The sequence below is a fragment of the Pectobacterium sp. HCp5_1 genome (genome assembly GCF_032905925.1).
GTDB lineage: Bacteria > Pseudomonadota > Gammaproteobacteria > Enterobacterales > Enterobacteriaceae > Pectobacterium > Pectobacterium brasiliense_A.
Map to the genome: position 1 here is coordinate 1 of NZ_JAUMIO010000037.1, position 13701 is coordinate 13701.

General features: G+C 53.0%; 12 protein-coding genes. 10 read left to right on the top strand and 2 right to left on the bottom strand.

What is annotated here, in order from left to right; genetic code table 11:
• A partial coding sequence (locus Q3A88_RS18695) for an IS1 family transposase (protein WP_317177450.1) occupies positions 1 to 119 on the bottom strand: 119 nt, incomplete at its 3' end.
• Between the two features lie 41 nt (positions 120 to 160).
• A complete protein-coding gene (locus Q3A88_RS18700; RefSeq protein ID WP_317178418.1) occupies positions 161 to 685 on the bottom strand; it encodes a hypothetical protein in 525 nt (174 codons plus the stop codon).
• A 1219-nt stretch (positions 686 to 1904) separates the two neighbouring features.
• Here Q3A88_RS18700 and tssB point away from each other — a divergent pair.
• The 10 genes from tssB to tssH all read left to right on the top strand — a co-directional run bounded on the left by tssB (position 1905) and on the right by tssH (position 13699).
• Entirely contained in the window at positions 1905 to 2408 is a 504-nt protein-coding gene (gene tssB, locus Q3A88_RS18705) for a type VI secretion system contractile sheath small subunit (RefSeq protein ID WP_010282535.1), read from the top strand.
• Between the two features lie 157 nt (positions 2409 to 2565).
• Positions 2566 to 4044: a type VI secretion system contractile sheath large subunit gene (tssC, locus tag Q3A88_RS18710; protein WP_012822784.1), complete on the top strand. Its 1479-nt coding sequence runs from the start codon at positions 2566 to 2568 to the stop codon at positions 4042 to 4044.
• Positions 4045 to 4049: 5 nt separating this feature from the next.
• The gene (gene tssE / locus Q3A88_RS18715) at positions 4050 to 4481 is read left to right on the top strand and encodes a type VI secretion system baseplate subunit TssE (protein WP_005972060.1); all 432 of its coding nucleotides are present in this window, start codon (positions 4050 to 4052) and stop codon (positions 4479 to 4481) included.
• A 2-nt stretch (positions 4482 to 4483) separates the two neighbouring features.
• The gene (gene tssF / locus Q3A88_RS18720; protein ID WP_014916356.1) at positions 4484 to 6250 is read left to right on the top strand and encodes a type VI secretion system baseplate subunit TssF; all 1767 of its coding nucleotides are present in this window, start codon (positions 4484 to 4486) and stop codon (positions 6248 to 6250) included.
• Positions 6214 to 7212: a type VI secretion system baseplate subunit TssG gene (gene tssG, locus Q3A88_RS18725; RefSeq protein ID WP_014916355.1), complete on the top strand. Its 999-nt coding sequence runs from the start codon at positions 6214 to 6216 to the stop codon at positions 7210 to 7212. Before tssF ends, tssG begins: the two co-directional genes overlap by 37 nt.
• A gap of 2 nt (positions 7213 to 7214) precedes the next feature.
• Positions 7215 to 8435 (top strand): type VI secretion system-associated FHA domain protein TagH, encoded by a 1221-nt coding sequence (gene tagH / locus Q3A88_RS18730; protein WP_233991246.1) that lies wholly within the window; start codon positions 7215 to 7217, stop codon positions 8433 to 8435.
• The gene (gene tssJ / locus Q3A88_RS18735; protein WP_110164110.1) at positions 8435 to 8956 is read left to right on the top strand and encodes a type VI secretion system lipoprotein TssJ; all 522 of its coding nucleotides are present in this window, start codon (positions 8435 to 8437) and stop codon (positions 8954 to 8956) included. Before tagH ends, tssJ begins: the two co-directional genes overlap by 1 nt.
• A 2-nt stretch (positions 8957 to 8958) precedes the next feature.
• Positions 8959 to 10296 carry a type VI secretion system baseplate subunit TssK gene (tssK, locus tag Q3A88_RS18740; protein WP_014916353.1) on the top strand — a complete coding sequence of 446 codons (1338 nt, stop codon included), beginning with the start codon at positions 8959 to 8961 and terminating at the stop codon, positions 10294 to 10296.
• Between the two features lie 15 nt (positions 10297 to 10311).
• Entirely contained in the window at positions 10312 to 11088 is a 777-nt protein-coding gene (icmH, locus tag Q3A88_RS18745) for a type IVB secretion system protein IcmH/DotU (protein ID WP_110164111.1), read from the top strand.
• A 13-nt stretch (positions 11089 to 11101) separates the two neighbouring features.
• The gene (gene tssH, locus Q3A88_RS18750) at positions 11102 to 13699 is read left to right on the top strand and encodes a type VI secretion system ATPase TssH (protein WP_110164112.1); all 2598 of its coding nucleotides are present in this window, start codon (positions 11102 to 11104) and stop codon (positions 13697 to 13699) included.
• Positions 13700 to 13701 lie beyond the last annotated feature (2 nt).

Consider the following 13701-nt stretch of genomic DNA (forward strand, 5'->3'; position numbering starts at 1 on the left):
TGAAAACTTCGACAACAGGTCTGACAGCGGAAGCGCTGATGACCGGTGCTTCCCAGTCCATGTTTTTTAACCGGGTCTGTTTGCTCACAAAACGGGCATTTTACCTCAACCGTTGCCATCAGGTTCTTCTTCTAAATATTTAGGAAAACAGATGAACATTCTACCTGACGATCACCGAGTTGAATACGTGACCCAATTCTGAATATACTTCATGGGTGTTATTTTTTAAATGCATTGAACGATATATTGACCGCTTCGCTATCCCACCAAGCAACAAGATATAGTATACCGTACCAGTAGATACTTTGGGGGCATTGCCGATTCTCTTCGCTATTTGAAATACTGCCTGTGAAACAAGCATACTACCCGCTACGGAGCCTACTGCTTTATGATAAATTGCTTCCTTTTGAGATTCAGAGGCATTGCGATTAAATACCTTAAATATTCTTTTTATTGCCTCAATGATTTTTTCTCTTGATACAATCCCTCTATGAACCGCTTTTATCAATCTTTCCATTTCTCGAGATTTGGCATACCGCGTATCCGTATCAATAAAATCATAGGCCAGATAGCCAAAATTCTTACCTATCTCTGATATTCCAGCTCCCATCCCTTCATAAAAATCCGTAGTGGTTAGCATCTTTACTATACGGTCGGCCAGTTCATCCAGATCTGCTTCAGTCATTGTTATTCCATCCATGAATGACAAGATTACTCAGCGTAGATTGTAGTGTAATCGACTAAGGAGTGAAATTCATTCAAATGCAATTAATATCTTGGTAATTATTTTCTAATTAATTTATTACGATATTATTAATTTCAACCTAGGGCTACGCTTCCTGCGCGCTAATCAGGTGCCATTTCTCGATATGTGGTGAAAACGCCTCTTGAACCGGAGAGCAATGCCAGCCCTGACTAAAACCCCAAACATAATCAGGATACTCTCGCAGTAGCGGGAACTGTTTGGGCAAGAACGAGGTGTGCAACACGCTGTGTCCGCAGGTCATCCGTATCGATGAACTTCTCCCGGCATGCTGTTTTGAGCGCGTCGTATCTGTTCTCTCATTTCGTCTTTCCATTGGACACAGAGAATCATGTTCAGTCTGGAGTCGTTTTCTACCGAATAACTGCCATTTTTTAACCTAAAAATGACGTCAAAAAGATCATTTCACTGCATCTTGCGGTGGTTTTTGTTATGAAATAACGAAAAAACACCATGGTAAGTCATTAGTTCTTTGTTTGTGTTTTTTTATAGTATAAAAACCCATTAATTTTCATTAAAAAATCAATGATTGCTAAACTATCTAATATTTATTTCTTAACAGGGAAATAGTTTATTAAGGTAATGGAGATATTTGTTCTGTCAAAAGTAAAAAATAGAGGGTAAATATTTTCACTAAATTAAAATTAATGAGCTTTTTGTTATTGTTGATTTTTATTAGCGCATTAAGTATTTCGTTTTTAACGAAATTAAAAGGCATAAAATATATGCCTTTTCCGTTAATTGAAAATCAGCGGTATGTTATTTTTTCTTCCGTTTATTTTTACTTAAGGTCAATCTAATTTGTTGTTTTTAATGTGTTTTGTGCCTTAGTGGTTCCGTTTAGTTGCTCTGCTATATAAGCATTGACCGTGTGTTTGTGTTGTGTGTATGATCTAAACTCAAAATATAAATGTATTTAATTCCTTCTTGGTGTGATTCTTTTTACGCCGATATAAGCCGTAACATTACGGTTTTATTATGCTTTTTAATTCGGTTTTTAATTTATTTCATCTCGCTGGTCGAAAAACAAATGCGTTATTTGTTTGCCGAATTGCTGCCGTTCTTATGGATTATGGCGGGCTTTTGGTAGGAATCGACTTTACTTCTCCGGGCCCGAGTGCCCTTACGTTGGTATAGACACATGGCAAAAGGAACTGATGGTGCATCTGTCGCACCAAAGGAACGTATTAATATCAAATATGTTCCGGCCACTGGTGGTCAGCAGGCGGAAATAGAATTGCCGTTGACGCTGATGATCGTGGGAAATATGAAAGGGCGCACAGAGGAAACGCCGATCGAAGAACGTCAGACCGTATCGATCGATAAGAACAACTTTACCTCAGTGATGAAAGAAGCAAATCTGGAATTGAATTTCAGTGTGCCAAACCGCCTTGAAGAAGAAAGTCAGGACGACCTGCCAGTGAAACTGAGCATCGGCGGTCTGAATGATTTCTCCCCTGACCGCATTGCCCAACAGGTGCCTGAATTACGTAAGTTGCTTGATTTACGTGAAGCACTGGTCGCGCTGAAAGGCCCTCTCGGCAATATTCCCTCATTCCGTAATCGTTTGCAGGATCTGTTGTCCAGCGAAGAAGCCAGAGAGCAGCTTCTGAAAGAGCTCGATCTGGTCAAACCCGCCGAATAATTGATGTTCATACACTAAATAATTCGAGTTGCAGGAAGGCGGCAAGAGAGGGAATCCCGATGAGCTTACTCAGGTAAGTGATTCGGGTGAGTGAACGAAGCCAACGCACATGCAGCTTGAAGTATGACGAGTATATTGACGAAATAGGGAAACGAATATGTCAATAGTTGAAGAACAGGTTCAGGCAGGAGCCGCCAGTGCTTCTGGATCGCTGCTTGATGACATCATGGCTCAAGCGCGTATCAGCCCGGTTGATGAAGGCTACAGCGTTGCTAAACAGGGCATTGCCGCGCTGGTCGCTAACATTCTTGATAGCGGTAATGCAGCAGAACCCGTGAACAAAGCGCTGGTCGATAGCATGATCGTCGAACTGGACAAAAAGCTCAGCAAGCAGATTGACGTTATTCTGCATGCGAAAGAATTACAGGAACTGGAATCTTCCTGGCGTTCAATGAAACTGCTTATCGATCGCACCGATTTCCGTGAAAACATCAAACTGTTGGTGTTGCATGCGACGAAAGAAGAGCTGTTAGAAGATTTCGAATTCGCCCCTGAAATCTCACAGTCTGGCTTCTATAAGCACGTGTATTCCAGCGGCTACGGCCAGTTTGGTGGTCAGCCTATCGGTGGCGTAATCGGTGACTATGCGCTGACGCAAAGTTCACCAGATATCAAGCTGATGCAGTATGTCAGCGCCGTGGGTGCGATGGCGCATGCGCCGTTCATCTCTTCCGTTGCACCGACCTTCTTTGGCGTGGATCGCTTCACCGATCTGCCTTCCATAAAAGATCTGAAATCCGTTTTCGAAGGCCCGGCCTACACGAAATGGCGTTCGCTGCGTGAGTCCGAAGACGGTCGCTATCTGGGGCTGACGGCACCGCGCTTCCTGGCTCGCCTGCCTTATGACCCGGTAGAGAACCCGATTAAGGGCTTCAACTATAAGGAAGATATCAGCACCGATCACGAACACTATCTGTGGGGCAACACCGCCTATCTGATGGGAACGGCGTTGACGGACAGCTTCGCGAAATACCGCTGGTGTCCGAACATCATTGGCCCGCAGAGCGGCGGTGCGATTACCGACCTGCCCGTGCATGTGTATGAAGCCATGGGCCAACTTCAGGCCAAGATCCCGACTGAAGTCCTGATCACCGATCGTCGCGAATATGAAATGGCCGAAGAAGGCTTTATCACGCTGACGATGCGTAAAGACAGTGACAACGCGGCGTTCTTCTCGGCTAACTCGGTGCAGAAGCCGAAGGTGTTCCCAAACACCAAAGAAGGTAAAGAAGCGGAAACCAACTACAAGCTGGGTACGCAACTGCCGTACATGTTCATCATCAACCGTCTGGCGCATTACATCAAAGTGCTACAGCGTGAACAGATTGGCTCATGGAAAGAGCGTCAGGATCTTGAGCGTGAGTTGAATACCTGGATTAAACAGTACATCGCCGATCAGGAAAACCCGCCGGCAGATGTTCGTAGCCGTCGTCCTCTGCGTGCCGCACAAATCAAAGTGCTGGATGTAGAAGGAGAACCAGGTTGGTATCAGGTCACCATGTCTGTGCGCCCGCACTTCAAGTACATGGGGGCGAACTTTGAGCTGTCGCTGGTAGGGCGTTTGGATAAGGAATAAGACTTATGCCGTCTCTTTCTGCCTGGGAAAGGGGAAACGCGGCAAGTCTGTTTGATCGTATCCGTGGGGAGGAGCGTCGCTCCTCCCCTGAAACGGAAGTTGAAGCACTGATCGAGTCCGTTAAGCGTCAATTGGACAATGTGCTCAACACCCGGCCCGGAAATTGCCGCAGCGCACCTGAGCTTGGCGTGATTGATTTTAATGACGCGACGCAGGGTGGGGCGGACATTCGAGGGAAAATCCGGGAGGCGATCCGACAGTGTATCTGTCGCTTTGAACCGCGAATTGTTCATGTGGATGTCGACACATCGGACTATTTATCGAATCCGATGGAGATGTCGTTTCAGGTTACCGCCCGGGTCAGATTGGAAGATCTGGAGCAGGTTGCCTCTTTCAATATCCATATGGATAGCCACCGCCACTACAGAATGATCTGATTATGTCACTGGAACATTTTTTCAGGGATGAGCTGACCTACTTGCGCCTGCAAGGGCGTGAATTCGCCAAGGCGCACCCTGAGCTTACCCGATTTTTGTCAGAACAAACCACGGATCCAGACGTCGAGCGTCTGCTGGAAGGGTTCGCCTTTTTGACAGGGAGCCTGCGGGCGAAGATCGAGGATGAATTTCCGGAACTGACACACGGTCTGCTGGGCATGCTGTGGCCTAATTATCTGCGCCCCGTACCGAGCATGACGATTATGCAGTTTTCGGTACTCCCCGGCGCGATTGCCCAGCCCGCGTTTGTTGAGCGCGGCTGTGAGCTTGATAGTCTGCCGATTGATGATGTGGTGTGCCATTTTCAGACCTGCCACGATGCCTGGATTTATCCAGCGGATATCCGTGAGATCAAGGTACAGAGCGGCAACGATCTGTCCACCATCACGCTGGATATTGGGCTGCATGGCCCGCTATCGCTAAGCGATCTACAACTCGACAAGCTGCGCTTTTATCTGGGCGGTGATACCTATACGGCCTACGAACTCTATTTCTGGATTGCCAGCCAACTGTCGCACATTGAGCTGGAAGTCGATGGTCAGCGCTTCCGTCAGGAAGCCAGCGTGCTGAAAACGGTCGGCTTTGAGCGGGAAGATGCGCTATTGCCGTATCCCGGCAATGTCTATTCTGGCTACCGCATTCTGCAGGAATACTTTTGTTTTCCTGAAAGTTTTCTCTTTTTCCAGCTCGCGGGCGCGGTATGGCCGGAGCTTCCGCTGACGGTAACGGAATTCCGTCTGCATTTTTGCTTTGACCGCCCGCTGCCGGCGGAGCTGAAGATCCGTCCTGATTCGTTCATGCTCAACTGCGTGCCGGCAATCAATCTCTTCCAGCATGATAGCGAGCCGATCAACCTCAGCGGACGCCAGACGGATTACCCGCTGAAAGCCAGCTACCGCAACGCCGATAGTTTTGAAATCTTCTCTGTGGATAAGGTTGAAGGCTGGGTTGAAGGGAATTCAGGCCGTGCTCGGGGGATTCCACGCACCTATCAGCCGTTTGAGAGCTTTCAGCACCAAATCGAGCGTGCCAAAGGACGGCTCGCGCTCTATTACCGTATTCGGGTAAGAGAAGCGGTCAACGGCAACGGGTTTGATCACATGCTCTCTTTTGTGCGTGGTGATGAGCAGGAAGTGATTGATTTGGATGAATCCATCTCGGTAACGCTGACCTGTACCAACCGATCGCGTGCGGCGAAATTGCCTGTTGGGTCGATCTGCGTGCCAACCGGCAATTCGCCGTCTTTCGCGACGTTTCGTAATCTGGTACGGCCGACGCGACCGCTGCGGCCTGCCATGGATGGCAGCCTGCATTGGACGCTGATCTCCAACCTGTCTCTGAACTATGTGTCGCTGCTGCGGCGCGATGCGCTGGTGCAAATCCTGCGTACTTATGATTTCCCGGCGCTGCACGACAAGCAGGCGGAACAGGCCTCGCGTAAGCGTCTGGCAGGGATCGAATCTATCGAAACCACACCTATCGATCGTCTGGTACAGGGGATGCCGGTTCGCGGCTTGAAATCCATCCTGTCAGTACGGCAATCCGCGTTTTCCAGTGAAGGAGAACTCTATCTGTTTAGTACGGTGCTGGCGCACTTCTTCTCGCTATACGCCAGCGTCAACGCTTTCCACCTGTTGGAAGTGGTCAACATCGATAACAAGGAGCGCTACCGATGGCCGGTACAGATAGGTCAACACTCAATGATGTGACGTTCCGTCAGGATGTCTCACGCTTTAATTTTTTCCAACTGGTGGAGTTACTTAACCAGCTGGAAGGCGTGGATCTGGAACAAGAGCTGGATTTCCGCCCTGAACAGGAACGCCTGCGCTTTCGCTCTACGGCCTCCATCGGTTTTCACCCGAGCGATATTTTGCAGGTGGGACGTGATGAAGATGGCCGTCAGGAGCTGGAAGTCGCGTTTCTTGGCCTGCACGGCAGTCAGTCACCGATGCCCGGTTATTACCTCGAAGAGCTGGCCTGGGAATACGCGCAGGGCGAACAGAAGCTGGGCGTGTTTCTCGACTTCTTTCATCACCGCTTACTTACGCTGCTGCACCGCGCATGGCGCAAATACCGCTATCACGTCCGCTTTCAAAATGAGGGTGAGGATGGATTCTCTCGCCTGATGTTTGCGCTGGTGGGGTTAGGGAATGACGCCGTACGCGACAGCCTGCCGGTTAACCGCGCCAAGATGCTTTCCTACGCCGGGGTGCTCGCCAGCCCCAGCCGCTCCCCGGAAGTGGTTGCGGGTTTGGTTATTCACTGTTTTGACCTGGATGACGTGGCTGTCCTGGCCTGGCAGCACCGTCGCGTGCCCATTCACGAAGGGCAGCAGAACCGCCTGGGCAAAGGAAACATGATGTTGGGCGGTGATTTTGTTATCGGCGACAAAGTGAATGACTGCGCCGGCAAGTTTTTGCTCAAGGTCGGCAATCTCAGCTTTAGCCGCTTTCTCAGCTTCTTGCCCAACGGCGAGCATTTTCAGCCGCTGGTGCGTTTTGTCTCTTTCATTCTTCGCGATCAGTTGGCCTGGGATCTGCGTCTGGGTTTTGCCGAAGGCGAAGCCAAGGGCTTAAGTCTGGGCAGTGAGCAAAGCAGCCGGTTGGGATGGAGCAGCTTTCTCGGGCAGCCGCCCGCGGATCCCTATGTGACGATTTGTGTGCAGGAGTAAATGTGAACGTAACCCATCCACTCACGTTGGTTGTGCTCAACAGTGAGCAGCTCGATATCAATTCTCAGGTGCAGCACCAGTTCGATCACCGTGGTGGCACGCTGGGCGCGTCGGAAAAAGACCAGTGGCAACTGCGGGATCGGCTGGGCTCCGTCGTGCCGGAGCACGCCCGTATCGACATGACCGACGGCTATTTCAGCCTGTGCGATCTGAGCGGTCAGTCTTTTATTAACGGATCGCTGTCGCCGATTGGGCGCGATCGCAAAGTCATTTTGTCGCACGGCGATGAGCTGGTTATCGGGCCTTTCCGGTTGGGCGTTTATATCGGCGATCCCACCACGGAACAGGATATCGATCAGGTATTAGGGCAGGGCACGGTCGATGTGCTGGGTGACTGGTTAACGGAAGATAAAAAAAAGCGCTCAACGGATCTGGCCGATCCCACGGTGGTGCTGAATGACCCGCTGTGGGCACTACAGAAAGAGCAGAGCCAGCCACTCTTGCCATCAGACAGTGAGACGGCCGGCGCATCGCTCACGACCTCTCTTTCTTCTTTTTCTTCTGCTGAGGACACCATGGATCAGAAATTTGTGGAATTACCGACCATCAACACACCGTACGCGGGAGAAGGGCTGGAGGGCTACAGCGATGGCACCTCACTGGCACCGCTGATGCGCGGGCTGGGGCTGTCGCTTCAGCCGGGTGATGATGCACGACTGCGCGAAATGCTGGAAGAAATGGGGAAAAGCCTGCGCGCGATGGTGGAAGGCCTGCTGGCATTGCAGACGGAACAGGCGGCCATGGCGGACACGCATTTACGCCCGATTGAAGATAACCCGCTGCGTCTGGGACTAGGCTATGCGGATACGCTGTCGGTACTGTTTGCCGAAGGAAAAAGCCCGGTTCACCTGTCTGCGCCCGCTGCCGTGGAAGAGGTGTTGAACAATGTGCGGGTGCATCACATCGCGAACCAGCAAGCGATTGCCGTAGCGTTGGAAAATATTCTTCAGGCCTTCTCGCCAGCCGCGCTGCTCAGCCGCTTTGAGCACTATCGTCGCAGCGGCGAACCACTGGCGGCCGATGACGGCTGGGCGTGGCAGATGTATCAACACTACTACCGTGAATTAACGTCGCCGCGCCAGCAGGGCTTCCAGAAACTGTTCCATCAGGTGTATGCGCAAGCGTATGACCGTTCCGTGCGTCAACAGCAGGAGCAAAAATAATGCTGCGGGCTCTGTGCTTATGTTCCCTGATGTTCCTACTGTCGGGGTGTTCCACGCTGGGCAAGATGGCGCAGGTGGCGGCGAATCCCGACATTCAGGTAGGCAGTAATAATCATCAGCCTTCTACCGTGGGATTTAGCCTGCTGGCGGAACCGGACGTTAACCCGAATGACAGCGGTGAAGCCGCGCCTATCGAATTCCAACTGGTGCTGTTGGCGGAGGATTCGCGTCTGTTAGCCACCGATTACGACCAAATCACGACGGATATCGAAAAGGCATTAGCCAAGAATTACATCAATCATCAGGACTACACGTTGTTACCGGGGCAGTTCAAGTATCTGCCGCCCGAAGCGCTGGATGAAAAAGTGCACTACCTCGGCGTGGTGGCGCGCTATGCGGATTCGGAAAGCGCAGAGTGGCGCAAAGTCATCAAGCTAAAGAATACCGGGCAGACGTATCAGATCCTCGTGCACCTGCGCAGGGATGAAGTCGAAATCAAAAAAGACCAAGAAGAAGAATAACTATGTCGAGTCGCAATCGCATTATCTGGCGGGAAGGTCTGTTCATTAAACCGCAGCATTTTCAACAACAGCAAAGACACACCGATTACGCACTGCACGCGCGTCTCAGCGCCCTCAGTGACTATTTCTATGGCTTGCAGTCGCTGGCGATTAATGAGGAATACCTCAATTTTGGCCGTATCGCGCTGGTTAACGCCAGCGGGGTGATGCCTGACGGCACCGTGTTCAATATTCCGGGCGACGACGCCCTGCCGCTGCCGTTGGAGATTACTGACGTCGCGCTGGCAAACCAGAAAGTGTATCTGGCGCTGCCGCTGGCGGTAAATGGCGTCAGTGAAGTTGGTCAGCCGGGGCAGGGGATCGCCAGCCGCCTGCAATCGCACCGGCATGACGTGCGCGACCTGCACAGCGACGGCGGCGATATCGTTTCTCTGGAGGTCGGAAAAGTCAGCCTGCGCCTGATGCTCGATCGTGACGATCGCAGCGCCTATGCCTCGCTGGCGATTGCCAACATTCTGGATAAACGCCCTGACGGCGGCTTGATTCTGGATCCTAACTTCATGCCGTGCAGTATCAGCGTTACCGCGATCCCTACCTTAAAACGCTTTTTGGGGGAATCCGCCGGTCTGGTCGCGGAACGCGCGCGCAGTCTGGCGCAGCGTATTGCCGCACCGGGACAGCAGGGCGTCGCGGACGTGGCCGAATTTATGATGCTGCAATTGCTTAACCGCGCGCAGCCCAAGCTGTCGCATCTGGCACGCCTTGGCACGCTGCACCCTGAACGCCTGCACGAAACGCTGGTTGAGCTGTGTGGCGAGCTGATGACGTTTACCGATGAGTCGCGTCTGCCGCCAGAATTCCCCGCCTATCGTCACGAACACCAGCAGGCCAGCTTTGAGCCGCTGATGATGTCGCTGCGTCAGGCGCTGAGCACCGTGCTGTCGCCGCGCGCCGTCTCTATCCAACTGAAGAAACAGCCGTATGGCGTGATGGTGGCGATGGTTGGCGATGCGGAATTGATGGCCAGCGCCGAGTTTGTCCTGGCGGTGCGTGCGCGTATGCCGCAGGAGCATCTGCGTAAACAGCTGCTGCAACAAACGAAGATCGCCTCCAGCGAGAAGATCCGCGAACTGATCAGCCTGCAACTGCCGGGTATCCCGCTGCTGCCGCTGCCGGTTGCGCCGCGTCAGTTGCCTTATCACGCGGGCTACAGCTATTTCCAACTGGATAGACAAAGCCCCGCCTGGCAGGTGCTGGTATCTGGCAACACGCTGGCGTTCCACATTGCTGGCGAATTCCCGGAACTGGATATGCAGCTTTGGGCTATCCGTGGGCAGTAGTAAGGAGAGGAAAAGATGAGCATCGAAGTGATTAAAAACGATCAACTGGGCGATCTGCTTTTTGACCACGCCCGACAAATGGATATGGACTCCGACTACTGGTTCCGCCTGCGTGGACAAAGCATTAATCCGATGGTAGATGCGGTCACGCCGCTGCTGGGCATGGTAGAGCGGGTGCGCCAGCTCTCTGCCTATGAGGGCGTGGAAGATCTGTATCAGCGCGTGGTATCTGAAATTCAGGCTATCGAACAGGAATTACACTCTCATGGCTACGAAAACGGCGTGATCTTGTCGTTCCGCTACATCCTCTGCACCTTCATTGATGAAGCCGTGATGGGACGGGAGTGGGGCGGTCAAAGCATGTGGTCGGCCCATTCTCTGCTGACCCGTTTTCACAATGAAACCTGGGGAGGCGAAAAGGTGTTTGTCCTGCTGGAGAAGCTGCTGGACGACCCTACCCGCTATCGCGACATTCTGGAGTTTATCTACCTCTGCCTCTGTCTGGGTTTTGAAGGGCGCTATCGGGTGATGACACAGGGGCGTGAAGAACTGAACCGCGTCGTGAACAAGCTACATGACACCCTGCGCCCTGAACCCGCGAATTCGCCGACGGTCTTCCACCTGAATCTGGGGCAGCAAGCCTCGCGCTACCAACTGCGCAGACAGGTGTCATTACGCACGCTATTTGTCGGCGTGTGTGTGGTCTTGGTGGCCGCCTTCGGCCTGTACCGCTATCAGCTAACTCATCAAACCCAGGACGTACTGCGTCAGCTGGGAGAATTATTACAATAACAGGAGCTACACCGTGATTCGAATTGAACTGCCGACACTGGTTGAACGACTCAACCCCGTGTGCCGTCATATGCTGGAAGAAGCGGCGGCACTCTGTATTCAACATCAGGGTGCGGAAATCCGTATTGAGCACCTGTTGCTGAAAATGCTGGAAACGCCACTGTGCGATGTACGTCAGATCCTCAAGCGTGCGGGCGTGGATGCGGATGAGCTGTCTTCGCTGCTGTTGCCTTCCTCCATGGATAAAGAGTTTGACGCGGGCTATCCCTCATTCTCCCCTCTGCTGGTGGAGTGGTTACAGGATAGCTGGCTGCTGGCCTCAGCTGAATTCCAACATTCACGCCTGCGTAGCGGCATCTTGCTGCTGGTCCTGTTGCTGACGCCCAATCGCTATGTGGCTGGCGCAGTATCCCGCCCGCTGGCGCAGATTAACCGTGAGCTTTTACGCCAGCAGTTTGATGAGTGGGTGAAGGATTCGGTGGAAACGGAGGTCGCGGTGCAGTCCGCCACGGCCGAACAGGCTGCTGCGGCGAACACGCAGCTCTCTCGCTATACCCAAAACGTGACGGAATCCGCCCGGCAGGGGCAACTGGATCCGGTGCTGTGCCGCGACCATGAAATCGATCTGATGATCGACATTCTCTCCCGTCGTCGTAAAAACAACCCGATTGTGGTCGGGGAAGCGGGCGTCGGTAAAAGTGCGCTGATCGAAGGGCTGGCGCTGCGCATCGTGGCCGGTGCCGTGCCGGAAAGACTGCGGGATGTGGAACTGCTTACGCTCGATTTGGGAGCGATGCAGGCCGGTGCCTCGGTGAAAGGCGAATTTGAGAAACGCTTCAAAGGCGTGATGCAGGAAGTGAAAGATTCACCGCGCCCTATCATTCTGTTTATCGATGAAGCGCATACGCTCATCGGGGCAGGCAATCAGGCGGGCGGGCTGGACGTTTCCAACCTACTCAAGCCTGCACTGGCGCGCGGTGAACTGCGCACTATCGCGGCCACGACCTGGAGCGAATACAAAAAATACGTCGAGAAGGACGCCGCGCTTTCCCGCCGTTTCCAGCTCGTCAAAGTCGGTGAACCGAATGCGGAAGAAGCCACGGTTATCCTGCGTGGGCTGCGCGGCATCTATGAAAAGGCGCACGGCGTCCTGATTGATGAAGATGCGCTTCAGGCGGCGGCACAGCTGTCAGCCCGCTATATCTCCGGTCGCCAACTGCCCGATAAAGCCATCGACGTGCTGGATACGGCCAGCGCGCGCGTGGCGATTAACCTGACGACGCCACCGCGTGCGGTCAGCCAGCTGCAAACCCGCCTGCATCAGCAGGAGATGGAAATTACCCAGCTTGAGCGTCAGGCGCGTATTGGTCTGGGCAATACTGAAGAACGATTAGTCGAACTGCGTGAGGCACGCGAAGCCGGTGCGGTACAGCTGGCACAACTGGAAGCCGACTGGCAGCAGCAAAAAACACAGGTTCAGCGCGTGATTGAACTGCGTACGGCGCTGCTGGATGAAGAGCAGTCTATCGATTTTGATGCGGTGTCAGCCGCGGCGGAACTGGCGGCCTGCGAACAGGCGCTGGAAGCGCTGCAACAGTCCTCGGTACTGGTCTCTCCTCACGTTGATAAAACGCAGATTGCGGCCGTTATTGCCGAGTGGACGGGCGTGCCGCTGAACCGCATCTCACAGAGTGAAATGGATGTCGTCACGCGCCTGCCTGAATTCCTGGGGGATTCAATTAAAGGGCAGCAGCTAGCGATTGCTCAATTGCATAAACACCTGCTGACTGCGCGTGCGGATCTTCGTCGTCCGGGGCGTCCGCTGGGGGCTTTCCTGTTGGTCGGGCCGAGCGGCGTGGGTAAAACGGAAACCGTGCTCCAGATTGCCGATCTGATGTTTGGTGGACGCAACTATCTGACCACCATCAATATGTCGGAATATCAGGAAAAACATACGGTTTCACGCCTGATCGGTTCACCGCCGGGCTATGTCGGGTTTGGTGAAGGCGGCGTGTTGACCGAAGCCATCCGCCAGAAACCGTATTCCGTGGTGCTGCTGGATGAGGTGGAGAAGGCGCACCCAGATGTCCTGAACCTGTTCTATCAGGCGTTTGATAAAGGTGAACTCGCTGATGGCGAAGGCCGGGTGATCGACTGCCGCAACGTGGTGTTCTTCCTGACCTCCAACCTCGGGTTCCAGACGATTGTGAACTACGCCGAGCAGTCGGATGTGTTGCTGGATGCGCTTTACCCTGAGCTGGCAGCCTTCTTCAAACCCGCACTCCTGGCGCGTATGGAAGTCATCCCTTACCTGCCGCTGGCGCATGACACCATGGTTGAGATCGTACAAGGCAAACTGTCGCGTCTGGTGTCTCTGCTGCAACAGCGCTTTGGAGCGGAAGTCATTATTGAGAACGAGGTGCCGGAAGAGATTCTGCGGTTGGCGAATCGCAGCGAAAACGGCGCGCGTATGCTCGAATCGGTGATTGATGGCGCCTTGCTGCCACCGGTTTCGCTACAGCTGCTGCAACGTATGTCTGCGGGTGAGCCTGTCAGCCGTATTCATTTCCGCGTCGAAGCCGGCCAGTTCCAGACTGAGGTTGAGGGCTGAGT

Excerpts from the sequence above, each read along its gene's own strand:
- Q3A88_RS18700 (WP_317178418.1), bottom strand. The coding sequence starts at position 685 with ATGACTGAAGCAGATCTGGATGAACTGGCCGACCGTATAGTAAAGATG.
- tssB (WP_010282535.1), top strand. The coding sequence starts at position 1,905 with ATGGCAAAAGGAACTGATGGTGCATCTGTCGCACCAAAGGAACGTATT.
- tssC (WP_012822784.1), top strand. The coding sequence starts at position 2,566 with ATGTCAATAGTTGAAGAACAGGTTCAGGCAGGAGCCGCCAGTGCTTCT.
- tssE (WP_005972060.1), top strand. The coding sequence starts at position 4,050 with ATGCCGTCTCTTTCTGCCTGGGAAAGGGGAAACGCGGCAAGTCTGTTT.
- tssF (WP_014916356.1), top strand. The coding sequence starts at position 4,484 with ATGTCACTGGAACATTTTTTCAGGGATGAGCTGACCTACTTGCGCCTG.
- tssG (WP_014916355.1), top strand. The coding sequence starts at position 6,214 with ATGGCCGGTACAGATAGGTCAACACTCAATGATGTGACGTTCCGTCAG.
- tssJ (WP_110164110.1), top strand. The coding sequence starts at position 8,435 with ATGCTGCGGGCTCTGTGCTTATGTTCCCTGATGTTCCTACTGTCGGGG.
- tssK (WP_014916353.1), top strand. The coding sequence starts at position 8,959 with ATGTCGAGTCGCAATCGCATTATCTGGCGGGAAGGTCTGTTCATTAAA.
- icmH (WP_110164111.1), top strand. The coding sequence starts at position 10,312 with ATGAGCATCGAAGTGATTAAAAACGATCAACTGGGCGATCTGCTTTTT.